The organism is Psychrobacillus sp. PGGUH221, from assembly GCF_042055255.1.
Taxonomy (GTDB): Bacteria; Bacillota; Bacilli; order Bacillales_A; family Planococcaceae; genus Psychrobacillus.
In genome coordinates this window covers 48,517-66,367 of record NZ_JAQMHQ010000012.1, presented here as the reverse complement: position 1 = coordinate 66,367, position 17,851 = coordinate 48,517, and the positions used below count along the sequence as shown (strand labels likewise).

Sequence of the window (17,851 nt, the reverse complement as noted above, 5' to 3'; positions counted from 1 at the left end):
TTTGGTGGACAAACAGCTAATATTGAAGAACATCTAACGAATTGTGACATAAAATTTACGAAAGTTTTTATTGTCTATACTTTTGTGTCATTAATTAGTGACACAAAAGTATAGACTGTATTGCAAAGAGGGAAAGTCAAAACATTTGTGTCATTTTAGTCAAAACATTTGTGTCGTTCGTCATATAGGTAGGTAAGTGGCTGGTTATTGGTATCCTTGAAAATAATTAAGTTTACATAATATAAATTATACGAAGTTGTATTTCATTGAAGAAGTATACTTGAAACAGTGAGATATCAGAAAGAATTTTGTATCAAATATCAATTTTATTACTTAATACTACAATCAATATTTTTGTTTATATTTATTTTCATTGCATCCAATTGATCACTTACAAATAAACACTAAAAGATTTTGTATTGCTTTTCATCTCAGTATTTATAACTGGTCAGTTTTGTTTATTTTTAAAAATAAATTAAGTTCTTTTAGATTTCATTTTGATGTTTTTAGCTTTAGTCAGTATTTTTTCCAATATCTTACTACTTATGCATGATTATTTAAACACTATTTTCTACAACAACTCGGGATTCATTGCTACCACTTCCCCATTTGCTCCATACATACTAATAGATATCATTCTTACATTCATTCTCTTGTGTTTTTGTATAAAATAATATACTCTGTTTCTTGTAAGATATAAATTTTTAAGGAGTGGTTACATGGCTAAGTCTGCAGCACATAAAAAACGTTCTCACCAACTACGTAATACTGGTAAAGATGTTACAACTTTCCGAAATGATGTTGAATTTAGTATGCACGTGCGAAAAACGAAAACAAAGAAGGAAAAATTACAACAGTATCAGAACAAACACAAAAAGCATTTCCAACAAGGTATATTACCCGTGGAAATGCTTTTTATATTGCTTAATTGAATGCTAATTTACTTTTTTTCATTTGTAGCATGAAAATACATGTTAATGAAACACTAATTAGACCAAAAACAACTACCATATATTGCAATCCGATGATATCTAAAAGTGCACCAGTTGACAATAATACTAATTGAAATGCTACACGGTCTAACATATTTCGAAATGAAAAGAATCTTCCGTGAAACTCTTTGGGTACTTGTTTTTGAAAGATCGTCATTGCAGTGGGAAAGAAACATCCAATGGAAAAACCAAAAAGAGCAAAAGTCGTTAGAGTCAATGCAGGACTTTCAGCAAAGTATAGTAATATCTCAGAAAGTCCAATTATTATTACAAAGCTGAATAGAATATTACTTACTTTCCACTTAGATCCAATATATTTAATGACTAACGTACCTAGCATGAAGGCAAAACCTTCTACTGCATATATGGAACCTTTGATGGAAGAGGAATCTTGAATTTCACTAATATTAATGACAATTAAATTAAACGATCCCAAAAACAATAATGGAATTAAAGTTAAGATAACTGTCATGAGAACTGCAGTATTATCCTTTAACATTGGAAAAATTTCCTTAAATCCGCTTTTTACTTTCTCCCCATTTACAGTGACAGCTTCTTTCTCCTCCAATTTGAGCATACACGTAAATACCAGTAATCCAGCATATGCAACCATGGAAAAAATATATAGATATTGGATCGACCAATAGACTAAAACAAGGCCAGCAATAGCTGTACCAGCTACACGTGCAATTGTAGCAATGTTCATATGCCAACTGTTTAATTGTAACAAGTCTTTCTCATTCACTATCATTGGTAATGTAGCTTGCAATGCAGGAAAATAAAACGCAGCGGATATTTGTAAACTAATTAAGAATAAAACCATCCACCAAATAGATCCTGTTGCAATTGCTACGAACATAAATAGAACACTTAATATCCTACCTACACTAGATACTATTAACACTGTTTTTTTCTTAGATTGATCAATTATCCTCCCTGCTAGTGGGCCCATTAGTACACCGGCTAGTAGACCGCCTGCGAGGATTAACGATTTATGAAAATCGGATGGTACTTTCTCTTGCATAAATTCTAGATTGCCAATGACTCCACTCCAAAGACCAAGTCCCGCAATCATTTCCCCTACTAACACAATCCAAACATTTGCATTTCTCCACATATTATTCCCTTACTCTTTCTGTTCAATTGGTTGTTTCCAAACTCGAACAAGTTGACCGTCTTTTTCTGTATCTACGATAAAGGATCCATTTGAATAGCGATCAGTTGGACGAAGTGAATTCGTTTGAACAACTTCTTGAACACCTTTTTCTGTTTCTAAAACAATTTCATCTGCTTTATTCGTCAATATAACAGCGAAAACTCTGTGAGGGTTTGACTTTAGTTCACGTAGAGTCACGATTCCTCGCTTTGCGCGTCCGCCAGATTCTATTTCTTTAAGCCCCATTTTTTTCACTGACCCACGATGTGTTATTAATGTAATATCTTCCTGACTATCTTGAGAAATAACATTTACACTTACGACAAGATCATCATCTTTTAAGTTTATAGCCTTCACACCACCAGTTTTTACCCCTGTAATTGGTACTTCATCAAGTGAGAACCGGACAGAATAACTGTGATATGTCGTCAACAATACATCATCTGACGGAGAAACAAGTTGTGCAAGGATTAATTCGTCTTCTTTTTTCAAGTTCATTGTTTTTATTGGACGTGCATAACGTTGAACAACATAATCAGAAAGTAATGATCGTTTAATCTGTCCTTCCTTGGTTGCTGTAAGGACACATAGATCAAGGTCAAACGTCTCAATTCCTATTACATTAATAAGCGATTCATTTGTATCTAATGGTATTATGCTTGAGATATGTTGGCCAAGATCTTTCCAACGGATATCCGGAAGCTCATGTACAGGCTGATAGATATAGTTACCTTTGGTAGTGAAAAGAAGTAGATGATGCTGCGTGTTGATAGGCTCCTGGTACAATAAGTAATCAGACTCCTTGATAGCAAAATCTTGTCCGTTGGATGCAGTAAACGAACGCATACTCGTGCGTTTAATATAGCCATCTTTCGTGACTGTTACAATTACTTCTTCACTTGGAATTAAGACATCAAGTGTAACTTTTATCTCTTCAATTTCATCTTCAATTATTGATTTACGTGGTTCTGCAAATTGTTTTCTTACCTCTTGTAGTTCTTTTTTGATGACTTTTAAAAGAACGGTCTCACTAGCTAAAATACTCTCTAACTTTTTAACTAATGCATTCAATGACTCCTCTTCTTTTTGAAGCTCCGTAATATCCGTATTTGTTAGACGATAAAGCTGTAAGGACACGATTGCCTCTGCTTGCGCTTCAGAAAATTCAAAGCTAGCGATTAAATTGTTTTTCGCATCACGTTTATCTTTTGATGCACGGATCGTTTTAATAACTTCATCTAAAATAGATAAAGCTTTCATTAAACCTGCAACAATATGCAGACGTTCTTTTGCTTTTTTTAAGTCAAATGCAGTACGACGGGTTACTACCTCTTTTTGATGACCAATATAAGAGTCTAATAAGAGAGGTAATGTCATCATTGTTGGTCTACGATTATGAATAGCAATCATATTGAAATTGTAGGTAACCTGTAAATCCGTATTTTTAAATAAATATTGTAGTATACCGTGGGCATCTATATCTTTCTTCATTTCAATAACAATACGCAATCCTGTACGATCTGATTCGTCTCGCACATCGGCAATGCCTTCCAAACGCTTATCGTGACGTTGTTCATCGATTTTTTTAACTAAATTGGCTTTATTCACTTCATAAGGAATTTCCGTAATGACAATTTGTTCTTTGCCACCCTTAATAGATTCAATCTCTGTTTTAGATCGAACGACAATCTTACCTTTTCCTGTTTCATAAGCTTTTTTAATCCCATCTACACCTTGAATAATCCCTCCTGTCGGGAAGTCAGGACCTTTTAAAACAGTCATTAACTCATCCACTGTTGCTGCAGGGTTTTCTATACGCATTAATACAGCATCTAATGCTTCGTGAAGTGCATGTGGTGGTATATCCGTTGCATAACCGGCTGATATTCCTGTTGAGCCGTTCACTAATAGATTTGGGAAACGTGCAGGTAATACGACTGGCTCTGTATCCGAATCGTCGAAATTTGCAATATAATCCACAGTATTTTTGTTTATATCTCTTAGTAGCTCATGAGAAATGGCAGAAAGTCTTGCTTCTGTATAACGCATTGCTGCAGGAGGATCACCATCAACAGAACCATTATTTCCATGCATTTCTACTAACATATGTCTCAGTTTCCAGTCCTGACTCATACGAACCATTGCTTCATAAACGGAACTATCACCATGTGGATGATAGTTCCCGATTACATTACCAACTGTTTTAGCAGATTTACGGAATGGTTTATCATTTGTATTTCCCTCTTGAAACATTGCAAATAATATACGACGTTGAACAGGCTTTAACCCATCTCTCGCATCTGGTAGTGCACGGTCTTGAATGATGTATTTACTATAACGTCCAAACCGATCACCGATTACTTCTTCTAGTGGTAAATTTTGATAACGTTCGGTTTGTGTCATACTAATTCATCCTCCGTGTGTAATCTATCATTTTCTAAAATATTTGAATCATCTTCTAAGCTAAAGTTTACGTTTGCTTCAATCCATTTACGACGTGGTTCTACCTTATCACCCATAAGTGTTGTAACATGCCTTTCTGCTCTTGCTCCATCTTCAATCGTCACCCGAACAAGGGTTCTGGTTTCTGGATTCATGGTAGTATCCCATAATTGGTCGGCATTCATCTCTCCAAGTCCCTTATAACGTTGGAGCATGTATCCTTTACCAATTTTATTGGCTGCAGCTTCTAACTCTTTTTCAGTCCATGCATATTCAAAAACTTCTTTTTTGCCTATCCCTTTAAATACTTTATAAAGTGGTGGTAAAGCAATATATATCTTTCCATTTTCAATCAACGGTTTCATATAGCGGTAGAAAAAGGTTAATAACAGTACTTGAATATGTGCTCCATCCGTATCAGCATCGGTCATAATCACGACTTTATCATAGGCAATATCATCGATTTGGAAATCTGCTCCAACCCCGCCTCCAATAGCATGAATGATTGTTGCAATTTCTACATTTTTCATAATATCTGCTAGGTTTGCTTTTTCTGTATTAATAACTTTACCTCGTAAAGGAAGGATTGCTTGGAATGTTCGATCTCGACCTTGTTTTGCGGATCCTCCTGCTGAATCTCCTTCGACTAAATATAGTTCATTTTTGGCAGCATTTCTCGATTGTGCTGGCGTTAACTTACCAGATAACATTTCTGAAGGTTTTCGTTTCTTTCCGTTTCGAGCATCTTCACGTGCCTTTCTCGCTGCTTCACGAGCTTGTTGTGCACGAATAGCTTTTCGAATTAGAGAAGAAGCTAACTCTGAGTTTTCTTCTAATATATACTGTAGTTTTTCAGAAATGACAGCATCTACAGCGCTTCTTGCTTCACTTGTACCTAGTTTGCCTTTTGTTTGGCCTTCGAATTGTAATATATTCTCTGGGATACGAACAGATATTACCGCAGAAACTCCTTCTCGTATATCAGAACCTTCCAAGTTTTTAGCTTTCTCTTTTAACAAATTTGTTTTACGAGCATAATCATTAAATACTCTTGTTAAAGCAGCTTTTGCACCTGTTTCATGCGTTCCGCCATCTCGAGTACGGACATTGTTAACAAACGACAGAATGGTTTCTGAATAACCATCATTAAATTGAAAAGCAAATTCAACTTCTATCTCATCATGAGAGCCTTCCATATAGAAAACCGGATGTAATACATCTTTTTCTTCATTTAGATATGCTACGAATGCTTCTATTCCTGTTTCAAAGTAAAAAATATCATGAGCACCTGTTCGCTCATCGAGTAGTTCTATTTTTAATCCCTTTAAAAGAAAAGCAGATTCTCTTAATCTTTCGCTTAACGTCTCGTAATTGTATTTAATGACTGAAAATATGTTAGGATCCGGCAAGAAATGAACAGAAGTACCTGTTTCTTTAGTAGACCCTATTTGAGTCAATGATTGTACGACTTTACCACCATTTTCAAAGCGTTGCATGAACTTTTTGCCGTCACGATGGATAATTACCTCAACATATGAAGATAGTGCATTCACGACGGATGCACCTACTCCGTGGAGTCCTCCACTCGTTTTATATCCACCTTGTCCAAACTTACCACCCGCATGTAACACTGTAAAAATTACTTCTGCAGTAGGTATTCCAGTTCTATGTGTACCTGTTGGCATTCCACGCCCAAAATCACGAACAGTAATGCTTTGGTCTTCATGTATAGTTACAATTATATGCTCCCCAAAACCAGCAAGACTTTCATCTACTGCATTATCTACTATTTCGTATACTAAATGATGCAATCCTCTAGTATCTGTTGATCCGATATACATACCAGGTCTTTTCCGAACGGCTTCTAACCCTTCTAATACCTGAATATCATCATCACTATAACTTGTTAATAGTTCATCTTTACGCAAAATATGTTCCCCTCCAAAAAAACAAAACATCCGTTCTTAACTTCTATTTAAGCCTACAAACAGATTGTCGATGTGTCAATACTTACAGTACATAGGACAGAATTTAATTGTAAATAAATTTCTAGTGTAATGCAATCTGCCATACCATAGCTTTCTCTATTAAAGCTCCTTATTCCTTCATAGTAATACCAAACTTTATAAACAAAGTTCATAATAGCATAATAATTTAGACATTTTTTCAGCATCAATTGACTATATATTACATAACTCTAATGATGTTAGCTCATTATATATAATTAATTATACCGTTATAAAGTATTTTTTGGTTAGTATTATTAAATAGATATTTACTTACTAAACATTGAAGAGAGCTTTATGTACATGGTAAACTAAGAAAAGTTCATTATATTATTAGTTTCATAATAAAAGGAGTATGCTATGACTACATTCATTTTACTTTTACTCGCTTATCTAATTGGTTCCATCCCTTCAGGACTTTGGGTTGGAAAGTTATTTTATAATACAGATATAAGAGAGCACGGAAGCGGTAATCTAGGTGGTACAAATACTTTCCGCACACTTGGAAAAAAAGCCGGGTTAGTAGTTACAATCATGGACATATTAAAAGGAACAGCTGCAACACTTTTAGGTGCGTTACCATTTTTTGAATCTGCTAATGTTCATCCATTAATTTTAGGTATCATTGCTGTTGTAGGACATATGTTCCCTATATTTGCGAAGTTTAAAGGCGGAAAAGCAGTTGCCACTTCAGGTGGAATATTATTGGGATATAACTGGCCTATATTTGTGCTATTAGTTGTTGGATTTTTCATTATCCTAAAATTAACTAAAATGGTTTCTCTAACGTCAATGATTCTTTCTATCATTGCGGTTTTATATGCTATTATTTATCACTATACTGTAGACCACGATTTACCATTGATTGGTATAGTACTACTTCTTGCAATTTTCATCTTTTATAGACATCGTACGAATATAAAACGAATCAAAGAAGGAACAGAACCGAAAGTCAAATGGATTTAGCAACTACGCACTTATTACCATGAGATGTAATATGCTCGAATGATTTTAAAGAAAGCTTGGTGATTACACATGAAAATATTCATCTCCACTGATGCACTAAAATGGTTCCATGACGAAATGGAAGTACAGAATGGCGAAACAATTCGTTTCTATGCTCGTTATGGCGGAACTAGTCCAATAAACGAAGGGTTCTCCTTAGGAATGACAATTGATACTCCCGTAATTCCATCAGTAACTGTAACGATAGAAAATATCTTGTTTTTTATCGAGGAGAAAGATGAATGGTTTTTCAATGGTCATGATCTTTATGTAGATGTAGACACCAAGACGGAGGAATTAGCCTACTCCTATAAAAAAGCGTGACATTTATTGTCACGCTTTTTTAAACCTCTTAAGCTGTTCAAGTTGACCTTCTTTTTTCATAATGTCATATTCGTGTTTACCGAATAAGTCAAAATGAGGATATCCTTCTTTGAAATCAATCCATTCTTCTTTTAAACCGTACTGCTTACCCCACTCAATTAAAATGGAAAGATTACTACAGCCTACTTTTGTAACCGTATTACAACCTGGAAAACGTTTGTCGACCCAATAATGCGTTAAAAATGCAATTTGCTCATTATGTACATTTCGTTTCCATTCATTTAATTCATCACGTGTAATTCCAAAAGCCATTAAACAAGTTCCTTTGCAATTTCAGTATATTTCGAATCCCATTGCGGATTGATTTTTTTTAGTGAAACCGGTCGGAAATTATCTTTTTTGACGATAACATGCTCGGATGTAGCTTTTGATGCAATCGTTCCATCTTTATGTAAAATCTCATATCCATAAGTAGTACGAAGTTTTCCATGGCTCTCAATCCAGGTTCTAACTGTTACTGTCTCTCCGTATTTTACAGAAGACATATAGTTAATATTGACATTCGTTACAGGGGAGATATATCCATCTGCTTCAAGGCCTGCATACGTGAATCCCAAGTCTTGAATCAATTGAGTTCGTCCAATTTCTAACCAAATAACATAATTTGCATGATAGACAACGCCCATTTGATCTGTTTCTGCATAGCGCACTTCTATTTCTTTTTCACTTATATACATCTTTCATGTCACCTCTATATATATTATACAGAAAAGTAACATAAAAAGCTGAAAAGTAAACCTATGAATGAGCATAGGAAGGAGTCAGTTATCGGAATAACTGACTCCGTGTTAACAGATTTCACTTTTTTTTTCGTTACTAGGTAATTGTTGTAATTTCTTTTTGTCTATTTTGCCAACATCGGTTCGAGGAAGTTCATTTAAGATAAATATTTTTTTCGGTACTTTATAGCTTCCGAGTGATTTTTTACAATAAGTAATTATTTCAGCTTCAAAAGATACGATTGATTCTTTACAGGTGACGAAAGCAGTCACACACTCTCCCCATTTTTCATCTTCTATACCGATTACTGCTGCTTCTCGTATGTTTGGATGTAAAACGAGACACTGCTCTACTTCCTGGGGATATACATTTTCTCCTCCTGAAATAATCATCTCTTTTTTTCTTCCTACGATATAATAATCACCTTCATCATCATACATAGCCAAGTCACCTGTTTTTAACCAGCCATCTACTTTTGCTATCTTGGTTTCTTCTTCGTTGTTCCAATACATTGTGAATACATGCTTGCCTGAGATATATAATTCTCCTATTTCATTCTCATTACATAATTCGCCAAACTCATTCATAATTTTTACTTCGTTAAATTGCATGCATTTACCAACGGATCCTTTTTTATTACTCGCTCTTTGAGGACAAATAAAAAAGTTATTAGGTCCAGCTTCAGTAAGACCGTAACCTTCTTTAAAAAGAATTCCCTTTTCTTCAAATTGGTTGTAAATAGTCTTTGGACATGGAGCTCCACCTGATAAAAAAGCTTTTACAGTTGGAAACGTTGCTCTTTTAATATAATCAGTCTCTAGCATCGCTTGATACATAGTAGGAACGAATAGAGACATCGTCGTCTTGTAAGTATTTAAAGCCATAAGTGCTTCTTCAGCATTAAAACGACTACCAGTGACGACTGTGCCCCCTGCCATTAATATTGGAATACAAAGTGCATTTAGGCCTCCTGTGTGAAACATTGGCATATAGTTTAATGTACAATCCATGTCGCTTAGTCCCCAACTAACAATTGTATTAATAGCGTTCCAATTCACTGCATCAAATGAAAGGACAACCCCTTTTGGCTTTCCGGTAGTTCCACCAGTATATATGATTAACCATGGATCCGTTGAACTCCATACTGATTTAGAAGGATAAAATTCAATTCTCTCGTCTAATACCTTTGTAAGTAGCAGACAATCTACTTTTTCAAATTTGGAACATATTTCTTTATGCTCTTCATCGTGGATCACCAATACCGGTTCACAGTCATTTAATATATAATTCAGCTCTGAAACACTCAATCGAAAGTTAAGAGGAACATATAAAAGCCCTTTTAATCCACAAGCAAACAGGATCGCGAATAACTCAATTCGATTTTGAGAAAGGATTACTATTCGATCGCCTTTTACATACTGCTTTTCTTGAAAATAGTGAACCCATTTAGATATATGATCTGTTAACGTTTTATAATTCCATTGCTCGCCAGAATTACTGTCGATCAAAGCGGTTTTTGTCGGAGACAGTGCTGCACGTTTATATATCCAAGCTTGTTCTGTAAACACTTTGCAACCGCTCCTTTCATTACATCATAATACCGCCATCGACGTGTAAGACGTGACCATGTACATAACTTGATTCGTCTGATGCTAAAAACAAATATGCATTCGCTATTTCTGTAGGAATGCCAAGTCGCTGTAAGGCAACAACTGATTTCATTTGGTCAATAATCTTTTCTGGCATTTTAGCTACCATAGACGTGCTTGTAAAACCTGGTGCTACTGCATTAACATTAATGCCTTTACGTCCTAATTCTTTTGCCCAAGTTTTGGTCATGCCAACAACCGCAGCTTTTGAAGCAGCATAATTAGTTTGACCGACATTTCCATAAATCCCACTAACTGAGGAAGTATTTATTATTTTTCCGTATCCTTTTTCCACTAAATGTGGAAGAACTGCCTGTGTACAATTAAAAACGCCGGTTAAATTTACATCTAGAACACGCGAGAAGTCTTCCACTGTCATTTTAGACAGCATTGCGTCTCTTGTAATACCAGCATTATTTATTAAGATATCGATTGTTCCAAAATGGTCAACCGTCTGTTGTACAAGTGCTTCTACACTTTCGCGGTTTGCAACGTCCACTTGAACAAATTTAACTTCATATCCTTTTTCTATTAATTCTTTTTCTTGGTTTGTACCTGTGTTTGCATCAAAATCAGCTATCACTACCTTAGCTCCTTCTTCTGCAAATCGAAGAACTGCAGCTAAACCTATTCCATTGGCTGCTCCTGTAATTATAGCGACTTTATCTTTTAACCTCATATGCTTTCTCCTCCGTTAAAAATGTTTCGATACGATTTGTTAACTGCTCCAAATCATCGATTAATGGAGAATGACCGCAATTTACTAATGGTATATAAGTGGCATTGTCTCCTAAGTCCTTCACAAGTTCTTGTGTCATTTCCTCGTTCACGACATAATCCCGATCTCCTCTTAAAATAAGTACGGGAATGGTAATATCTTTTGCTTGATTTGTTCCTTCAGTTACTCCGTTATGATATGAGCTAATATTAAATGTGTTTAATGAATGGTAGACATCCGCCAAATTTCGTTGTGTCAACATATCATCCAAATAAGCTTCATAACGTTCTTTCTCCGGTTGCTTGTGAGAATATATAGCAGCATTCCATACTGCCTTCAATCCTTCTTTATTATTGGTGTCATATAATTCTTGCATCGCTCTTGTTTTAGATGGATCATTTTCTACATCTTCAATCGTTTGAAATCTATCGTTCATGTTTGGTGTTCCATCCTCATTTGTTCCATAGAAAGGATACCCTCTCGTTGAGGCAGATGCTAACAAAACTAGTTTCTCACAGTAGTCTGGATAGTCTGCAACAAACTGCATACAAATTGCTCCGCCTGTAGACCAACCTATTAAGAAGAACTTTTCTAATGATAAAAGGTCGACAACTTCCTTCAAGTCATCTGAGAAATTCTTTATACTTTGAACTCTCGTTTGGTACGTAGACTCTCCAAATCCTCTTAAATCAATTGCATATAACGTATACTTTTGATCTATTGTATCGATAAACACATCCCAATGTTTTGAAGAGGTCATATTGCCATGTACTAATACAATCACTTCTTCGCCGCCTGGACGTAAACGATACGCAATTGTTTCTCCATTTGCTAAAGATAATTTTGGTAAACTCATCACTTTTCTCCCCCTTGCTGACCCCATCTTACTGCTACAGCTCCCCATGCATAACCAATGCCGGCGCTTACAAGAACAGCAAGATCACCATCTTTTAGCTTCCCAGCTTCTTGTGCAAGCTCTAACGAAATAATCTGATCCATTTGACCAATATGTCCATAATCGCTCAAATAGATCGATTGTTCACTGGATAATCCTAGTTCATTTAAGACAAAATCATGAGCTGATTTTTTCATATGGAGAATAGCTAAATAGTCAATATCATTATCTGAATAACCACTTTTAAATAATGCATTACGAATGACTTTTATAAAATTTTGCATCGACTTTTGTTCAAGTCTTGCCTTCATGCCTTCAGGATCTAACACATCTAATCTATATAATCCCTTTTGTAAATGGTCCACTGTAAGTGGTTCTTTCGTTCCGCCGACTGGTACTACTACATCTTCAGAAAAAGACCCATCTGTTATAATCTCTGACTCTAGAATAATATTTTCATGATGATCTTTTTTTAATATAATTGCTGCTCCACCCGCTCCGAGATTGAACATAAAGCGAGTTCTTTCATTTGTATAATCTATAAAGTCATTGTTTCTGTAACCGCCAGCAAGTAGAACAGTATTAACGGACGAATCAGATTCCATAATATTTTTTGCTATTTTGATGGCCATAATTGTCGTCCCACAACGAAGAGCCACATCAAATCCCCAAGCATGATAAGCACCTATCTCTTCTTGTAGTTTAATAGCTGCAGTCCATAATGGATATTCCTTATGTTCTTCCCCGATATAAATAACTAAATCAATTGTTTTTGGATCTACAGCCCCTTTTTGCAGTGCTTTTTCGGCTGCTTTGATTCCCATTGCTACTGTGTGATCTTCAGGACCGGGAATTGGTTTTTGTGTAATCCCCATTTTACTTTTTACAACGTCAATAGGTAAATTAGAAAGAGCGGCAATTTCCTCGGCTGTCATGACGTTGTCTGGAATATACACACCAGTACTGACAATTCCTACAGTCATTTTGCTTCCGCCTTTCTTTTAGTTGGATTGATCGCAACTGATACGCCGCCTTTGTTTTTTCTTTTCCAAAATGCATGTCGTATTGTACCAACAATTCCTCTTGGGAAAAATATTACTGCTAATATATAGATGATTCCAAAGAAAATAATCCATCTTTCGAAAATAGGATGCTCTTTAGCAAGGCCAGACAAGTAATGCTGAGCTAGTTCAATTACTCCTGCCCCAATAATTGGACCTATTAATGTTCCTACGCCTCCAATTATAGTCATCAGGAGAGCATCAAGTGTTATATCCATTGTGAGTACACTCGTATTCACAAACCGTAGAGAAATAGCGTACAGTGAACCAGCCAAGCTTGCGACAACCCCAGCTACGACGGAAGCGATTACTTTATAATGCAATGTTTGAAATCCTAATGATTTTGTTCTCTGTTCGTTTTCACGTACAGCTATTAAGACTCTTCCTAAAGGAGATTCAACAAATCTTCTTAAGAAAAAGAAAACAAGTACTAAACAAGCAAGAACAAGAAGATAAAACATCATACGATCTTTAAAGAACTCTGGTGCACGAAATGTAAATCCATCATTACCATACGTAAGTGTTCTCCATTTTTCTGCAAGTACTAAAAATAAACCTGACACAGCCATTGTAAGCATTGCAAAGAAATGGCTTTTTAATCTTAAAGTGAGTAATCCAACCAAAAAACTGATTACGGCTGCTAACACCATACCTACTAGGATAGATAGAAAAAATATACCCAACGTTGCCTCAAAATGATTGAGCATAATAGCAGTAGCATAAGCGCCCATCCCAAAAAACATTGCATGACCGAATGAGACGATCCCAGTATATCCAAGCAAAATGTCATAGCTCATAGCTAAGATAGAAAAAATAAATATTTGTGTAAGCAATATTGTCCAAGTTCTAGAGTCTGAAACAAACGGGAAAACTGTCAAAGCAGCTACCATTATTATTAATACAGCATTAGTTAATTGGAATTTTGACTTCATTTCGCATCATCCTTTCGCAGTAAACAAACCTTGTGGACGGAAAATTAATACGATTGCCATTAGCATCATATTGACCGCAAGTGATAAAGCTGGAACATAGTACGCCATGAAGCTGCCTGCAAGACCAACAAGTATTGCGGCAAGAAGAGATCCAGGAAAACTTCCCATACCACCAATGACTACGACTATAAATGCTAAAATCGCAAATTCCATACCCATTTCTGCATAAATTACCCCAGAATAAGGAGCCATAAGTACGCCGCCCAATGCTGCAAGACCAGCTCCTACCATAAACACGTATAAGAAAACTTGTTTGATATTTATACCAAGAGCTTGAACCATTTCTTTGTTCATAACTCCTGCACGTACGATCAAACCAATTTTAGTACGCTTCAGTATAAACTGGAAAACGCCAAATACTAGAAAGCCTATCAATATGATAAATAAGCGATATTTGATAATGATGACATCGCCAACTTCCCAGCTCCCGGATAATAAAGGAGGTGTTTTTGCCGCAATTTGATTTGGTCCGAAAACAACCTTCAACATTTCTGATAAAACGATCATAAAACCTAAGGTGATCAATATTTGTTGAATGTGATTACCGTAAACGGGAGTAATAATGAGTTTCTCCGTTATAAATCCAAGCACTATACCCGTTAAAATAGCTCCTAGGATGGCAATAGTAAAACTGTCAGTTAATCCATAAAACCATACTCCAGAGAAGGCTCCCCATGCAAATAACCCACCATGAGCAAAGTTTAAAACATCCATTAAGCCAAAGATTAACGTTAAACCAGCAGCCAATAGAAATATTAGCATCCCAGTAGCTAAGCCATTTATCAATAAATTGATGATTAGTTCCATTTTATTACCCCCTCACCCAATTCCTAAATACTTACGTTTTAGCTCTTCATTCTGTATTAACTCACTCATTTGACCAGATTGTACGGTCTCGCCATCATCTATTAGTGTGTATGTATCGCCAATTCTACTAGCCATAATAAAATTTTGTTCTACTAATATAATTGTAGTTTGTTTTTTCATTTCAATTATAGCTTCCATCACTTTTTCGATGACAACTGGTGCAAGGCCTTTAGATGGCTCATCTATTAACAGTAGTTTACTCTCGTTAACAAAAGCTCTTGCCATTGATAGCATTTGCTTTTGACCACCAGATAGATGTCCGCCTTCCTTTTTCCAATACTTCTTAAGATCTGGGAATAACTCCAGTACGTAATCCTGTCTTGCAAGTGCACTATCATCTTCTTTTCGCATAGCAACTTTGATATTTTCTTCTACCGTAAGTGCACCAAATATTCCTTGATCCTCCGGAACATATCCAATGCCATTTGAAGCAATATGATGAGTCGCATTTTTAGTTATATCTTTATCTTGAAAAACAATGGAACCTGAATTAGCAGGAGTCAATCCCATGATTGTTTTTAAAGTAGTTGTTTTTCCGGCTCCATTTCTACCTAGTAAAACACTTACTTCTCCTTCTTTGGCTACAAATGAAACACCTTGTAAAATGTGATATTGCCCTATATACGTGTGAACATTTTCTACTTTAAGCAAGATGCTCATCGTACAACCCTCCTAAATATGCATGTTGAACGGTTTCATTATTCATAATTTCTGTAGGTGTACCATCCGCTAGTAATCTACCGTTAAATAAAACCATGATAGAATCAGATAAATCCATAATCATATCCATTTTATGTTCAATCAATAAAATCGTCTTTTCACCCGTTTGTTTAATCTGTTTGATTACATCTAAAATGGCAGGGACTTCTTCTAAGGACATTCCAGCAGTTGGTTCGTCCAACAGTAATACTTCTGTATCTAAAGCAAGTAACATCGCAATTTCTAGTTTTCGTTTTTCTCCATGTGATAGTTGATTTGCAAAAGCATTTGCTTTACTAGAAAGCAAAACTATTTCTAATAGCTTTTCAGCCTGAATGTGCAAGTCTTTATATGATGTAAAATGGCGAAGAATTTGATAACGAATATTTTCTTTAGATTGAACAGCTAAACGAACATTTTCTATTACCGTTAAATTAGGAAATACATTTGTAATTTGAAAAGAACGCCCAAGCCCTTTTCTTGTTCGTTGAACGGAGGAATATTTAGACATTGATTCACCTCTAAAAAACACATCTCCCTCTGTAGGGTTTAACTCACCACTCAATAAATTAAAAAAAGTAGTTTTTCCTGCACCATTTGGTCCAATAATAGACTTGAAATGTTTTGCTGGCATAGAAAAATTAACATGGTCAACAGCAGTTTGACCACCAAACTTAATGGTTAGATTTTCAGTTCTCAGTATAGGTTCCATTCCACTTAACTCCTTTCAACTGTCACTCTCCATATCATAGAGAAATCTATAATATGGAGAGTGACAGACCTAATATTATTAGGCCGTCACTCAATTTTTTTTATTTATTATTCAAAATCGGTGGTTCTGTTTCTTCTGGAGATAGCTCTCTTATTAAAACTGGAACAGGATAGTCAACACCATCTTGTTTTTCTAGTTTAATAGAGTAAAGAGATTGTAATGCTTGATGATCTTCTGGTCTGAATGTCATTGTTCCTTTTGGCGTCTCAAATGACATACCTTCCATTACCTTGATCAGCTCATTACCATCTGCATTTCCTTCAGATTTTTTCAAAGCCTCTACAATTGCTATTGCAGCAGACATTCCTCCTGGAGTAAATAAGTCAGGAACTTCACCGTTAAAACGTTTTTTGTGTTCATCTACTAACCAAGTATTAATTTCATTATCAGGAAGTGTATGATAGTAAACAGAGAAGCCTTCCATACCAACTAATGGTTCCATTACGGATAATGCAGGAATATCAGGAGCTCCTGTTGAAATTTTAATACCTTTTTCTTGTAGTTTTAAGTCAGCAATTTGATTCCAAGGAGAGTTTGCACCTGCCCACACAACAAATAAGTAGTCAGGCTTTTCTTGGATAATCTTTTGTAAGTTAGAAGTAAAGTCAGTAGCAGCTGGATCAGCGTACTCTTCCAACACTACCTCTGCTCCTAATTTTTCTGCAGCCGCTTTAAATGCAGCTATTCCATCCCATCCAAATGAATAATCTGGTGCAAACGTAGCAATTTTTACTCCTGGTTTAGCGATTGCAGCAGCACCTGCTACAGCATCTTGTGAGGAGTTACGACCAGTTCTAAAAATGTATGGATTGTACTCTGAACCTGTAATACTGTCAGCAACAGCTGGCTCAACAATCATAATTTTTTCATATTCTTCTGCTAGAGGAAGGACAGCTAATGTATCACCTGAGCTAGAGGATCCTACTAAGAAATCTACTTCATCTTCTTCCAAAAGCTTTGTTGCTTTTTGAACTGCTACTTCAGGTTTTGTTTCTGTGTCTTCAAAAACAACTTCGATTTTTTTGCCTGCTACTTCCATTGTTCCATCGGTAGCATATTCAAGACCTAACTCAAATCCATTTTTCGTTTGTTTACCATAAGACTCAAGAGCCCCAGTTAAAGAAGCAAGTACCCCAACTTTGATAGTACCGCCTTCTTCAGTCACTTCACTTGTAACTGGAGTTGTTTCGTCCTTTTCTTTTTCTGTTTTTGTAGTAGCTTTTTCGCTACATGCAGCACTGACAATTAGAACGAATAATAGCGTTAACAATAATCCCCATTTTTTTGTCATGTAAATCCCCCTTCAAAGCTTTTTGTAAGCGTTATCATGCTTCTGTTATAGAGTACAAAAATGTAGTTACAAATCAGTTACAAAAAAAGCAAATCAAAAGTCTCATGTAAATAAGAAATTTTCAAGATAAATAGGATTTCATAAAAAAGAACTTGGGCAATTACCCAAGTTCTTGTAACATTAAATAGAACGTATGCAAGAT

Annotated in this window: 17 protein-coding genes; 3 read left to right on the top strand and 14 right to left on the bottom strand. The window is 35.6% G+C overall.

The window, feature by feature from the left end:
• Window positions 1-719 precede the first annotated feature (719 nt).
• On the top strand, window positions 720-932 hold the full coding sequence (locus PGC35_RS19405; RefSeq protein ID WP_375220307.1) for a hypothetical protein: 213 nt from the start codon (window positions 720-722) through the stop codon (window positions 930-932).
• Here PGC35_RS19405 and PGC35_RS19400 read toward each other — a convergent pair.
• From PGC35_RS19400 to parE, 3 genes are read right to left on the bottom strand one after another with little or no spacing between them, the layout of a single operon-like run.
• A complete protein-coding gene (locus PGC35_RS19400) occupies window positions 925-2,109 on the bottom strand; it encodes an MFS transporter (RefSeq protein ID WP_375220306.1) in 1,185 nt (394 codons plus the stop codon). The genes PGC35_RS19405 and PGC35_RS19400 overlap by 8 nt on opposite strands.
• Before the next feature lie 9 nt (window positions 2,110-2,118).
• Window positions 2,119-4,551, bottom strand: a complete 2,433-nt coding sequence (gene parC / locus PGC35_RS19395; RefSeq protein ID WP_375220305.1) for a DNA topoisomerase IV subunit A — start codon at window positions 4,549-4,551, stop codon at window positions 2,119-2,121.
• Window positions 4,548-6,548 carry a DNA topoisomerase IV subunit B gene (parE, locus tag PGC35_RS19390; protein ID WP_375220304.1) on the bottom strand — a complete coding sequence of 667 codons (2,001 nt, stop codon included), beginning with the start codon at window positions 6,546-6,548 and terminating at the stop codon, window positions 4,548-4,550. Before parE ends, parC begins: the two co-directional genes overlap by 4 nt.
• 408 nt (window positions 6,549-6,956) lie before the next feature.
• Here parE and plsY point away from each other — a divergent pair, with 408 nt between their 5' ends.
• Window positions 6,957-7,562 (top strand): glycerol-3-phosphate 1-O-acyltransferase PlsY, encoded by a 606-nt coding sequence (plsY, locus tag PGC35_RS19385; protein ID WP_053589448.1) that lies wholly within the window; start codon window positions 6,957-6,959, stop codon window positions 7,560-7,562.
• A gap of 69 nt (window positions 7,563-7,631) precedes the next feature.
• On the top strand, window positions 7,632-7,925 hold the full coding sequence (locus PGC35_RS19380; protein WP_375220303.1) for a HesB/YadR/YfhF family protein: 294 nt from the start codon (window positions 7,632-7,634) through the stop codon (window positions 7,923-7,925).
• Window positions 7,926-7,934: 9 nt separating this feature from the next.
• Here PGC35_RS19380 and PGC35_RS19375 read toward each other — a convergent pair whose 3' ends face one another.
• The 11 genes from PGC35_RS19375 to PGC35_RS19325 all read right to left on the bottom strand — a co-directional run bounded on the left by PGC35_RS19375 (window position 7,935) and on the right by PGC35_RS19325 (window position 17,649).
• Entirely contained in the window at window positions 7,935-8,237 is a 303-nt protein-coding gene (locus tag PGC35_RS19375) for a hypothetical protein (protein ID WP_053589446.1), read from the bottom strand.
• Window positions 8,237-8,662 carry an acyl-CoA thioesterase gene (locus tag PGC35_RS19370; protein WP_053589445.1) on the bottom strand — a complete coding sequence of 142 codons (426 nt, stop codon included), beginning with the start codon at window positions 8,660-8,662 and terminating at the stop codon, window positions 8,237-8,239. Before PGC35_RS19370 ends, PGC35_RS19375 begins: the two co-directional genes overlap by 1 nt.
• A gap of 111 nt (window positions 8,663-8,773) precedes the next feature.
• On the bottom strand, window positions 8,774-10,273 hold the full coding sequence (locus PGC35_RS19365; protein ID WP_375220302.1) for an AMP-binding protein: 1,500 nt from the start codon (window positions 10,271-10,273) through the stop codon (window positions 8,774-8,776).
• 19 nt (window positions 10,274-10,292) lie between these two features.
• On the bottom strand, window positions 10,293-11,033 hold the full coding sequence (fabG, locus tag PGC35_RS19360; RefSeq protein ID WP_053589443.1) for a 3-oxoacyl-ACP reductase FabG: 741 nt from the start codon (window positions 11,031-11,033) through the stop codon (window positions 10,293-10,295).
• Window positions 11,017-11,928: an intracellular short-chain-length polyhydroxyalkanoate depolymerase gene (gene phaZ, locus PGC35_RS19355; RefSeq protein WP_375220301.1), complete on the bottom strand. Its 912-nt coding sequence runs from the start codon at window positions 11,926-11,928 to the stop codon at window positions 11,017-11,019. Before phaZ ends, fabG begins: the two co-directional genes overlap by 17 nt.
• Window positions 11,928-12,950, bottom strand: coding sequence for a 3-oxoacyl-ACP synthase (locus PGC35_RS19350; RefSeq protein WP_053589441.1), 1,023 nt, complete (start codon window positions 12,948-12,950; stop codon window positions 11,928-11,930). The genes phaZ and PGC35_RS19350 overlap by 1 nt, the downstream gene beginning before the upstream one ends.
• On the bottom strand, window positions 12,947-13,960 hold the full coding sequence (locus tag PGC35_RS19345; RefSeq protein WP_053589440.1) for a branched-chain amino acid ABC transporter permease: 1,014 nt from the start codon (window positions 13,958-13,960) through the stop codon (window positions 12,947-12,949). Before PGC35_RS19345 ends, PGC35_RS19350 begins: the two co-directional genes overlap by 4 nt.
• Before the next feature lie 6 nt (window positions 13,961-13,966).
• Window positions 13,967-14,827 carry a branched-chain amino acid ABC transporter permease gene (locus PGC35_RS19340; RefSeq protein WP_053589439.1) on the bottom strand — a complete coding sequence of 287 codons (861 nt, stop codon included), beginning with the start codon at window positions 14,825-14,827 and terminating at the stop codon, window positions 13,967-13,969.
• Between the two features lie 12 nt (window positions 14,828-14,839).
• A complete protein-coding gene (locus PGC35_RS19335; RefSeq protein ID WP_056829947.1) occupies window positions 14,840-15,547 on the bottom strand; it encodes an ABC transporter ATP-binding protein in 708 nt (235 codons plus the stop codon).
• On the bottom strand, window positions 15,531-16,298 hold the full coding sequence (locus PGC35_RS19330; RefSeq protein WP_053589437.1) for an ABC transporter ATP-binding protein: 768 nt from the start codon (window positions 16,296-16,298) through the stop codon (window positions 15,531-15,533). The genes PGC35_RS19335 and PGC35_RS19330 overlap by 17 nt, the downstream gene beginning before the upstream one ends.
• A gap of 100 nt (window positions 16,299-16,398) precedes the next feature.
• Entirely contained in the window at window positions 16,399-17,649 is a 1,251-nt protein-coding gene (locus PGC35_RS19325; RefSeq protein ID WP_375220300.1) for a substrate-binding domain-containing protein, read from the bottom strand.
• Window positions 17,650-17,851: the final 202 nt, after the last annotated feature.

Excerpts from the sequence above, each read along its gene's own strand:
- PGC35_RS19405 (WP_375220307.1), top strand. The coding sequence starts at position 720 with ATGGCTAAGTCTGCAGCACATAAAAAACGTTCTCACCAACTACGTAAT.
- PGC35_RS19400 (WP_375220306.1), bottom strand. The coding sequence starts at position 2,109 with ATGTGGAGAAATGCAAATGTTTGGATTGTGTTAGTAGGGGAAATGATT.
- parC (WP_375220305.1), bottom strand. The coding sequence starts at position 4,551 with ATGACACAAACCGAACGTTATCAAAATTTACCACTAGAAGAAGTAATC.
- parE (WP_375220304.1), bottom strand. The coding sequence starts at position 6,548 with ATGTTTTGTTTTTTTGGAGGGGAACATATTTTGCGTAAAGATGAACTA.
- plsY (WP_053589448.1), top strand. The coding sequence starts at position 6,957 with ATGACTACATTCATTTTACTTTTACTCGCTTATCTAATTGGTTCCATC.
- PGC35_RS19380 (WP_375220303.1), top strand. The coding sequence starts at position 7,632 with ATGAAAATATTCATCTCCACTGATGCACTAAAATGGTTCCATGACGAA.
- PGC35_RS19375 (WP_053589446.1), bottom strand. The coding sequence starts at position 8,237 with ATGGCTTTTGGAATTACACGTGATGAATTAAATGAATGGAAACGAAAT.
- PGC35_RS19370 (WP_053589445.1), bottom strand. The coding sequence starts at position 8,662 with ATGTATATAAGTGAAAAAGAAATAGAAGTGCGCTATGCAGAAACAGAT.
- fabG (WP_053589443.1), bottom strand. The coding sequence starts at position 11,033 with ATGAGGTTAAAAGATAAAGTCGCTATAATTACAGGAGCAGCCAATGGA.
- phaZ (WP_375220301.1), bottom strand. The coding sequence starts at position 11,928 with ATGAGTTTACCAAAATTATCTTTAGCAAATGGAGAAACAATTGCGTAT.
- PGC35_RS19350 (WP_053589441.1), bottom strand. The coding sequence starts at position 12,950 with ATGACTGTAGGAATTGTCAGTACTGGTGTGTATATTCCAGACAACGTC.
- PGC35_RS19345 (WP_053589440.1), bottom strand. The coding sequence starts at position 13,960 with ATGAAGTCAAAATTCCAATTAACTAATGCTGTATTAATAATAATGGTA.
- PGC35_RS19340 (WP_053589439.1), bottom strand. The coding sequence starts at position 14,827 with ATGGAACTAATCATCAATTTATTGATAAATGGCTTAGCTACTGGGATG.
- PGC35_RS19335 (WP_056829947.1), bottom strand. The coding sequence starts at position 15,547 with ATGAGCATCTTGCTTAAAGTAGAAAATGTTCACACGTATATAGGGCAA.
- PGC35_RS19330 (WP_053589437.1), bottom strand. The coding sequence starts at position 16,298 with ATGGAACCTATACTGAGAACTGAAAATCTAACCATTAAGTTTGGTGGT.
- PGC35_RS19325 (WP_375220300.1), bottom strand. The coding sequence starts at position 17,649 with ATGACAAAAAAATGGGGATTATTGTTAACGCTATTATTCGTTCTAATT.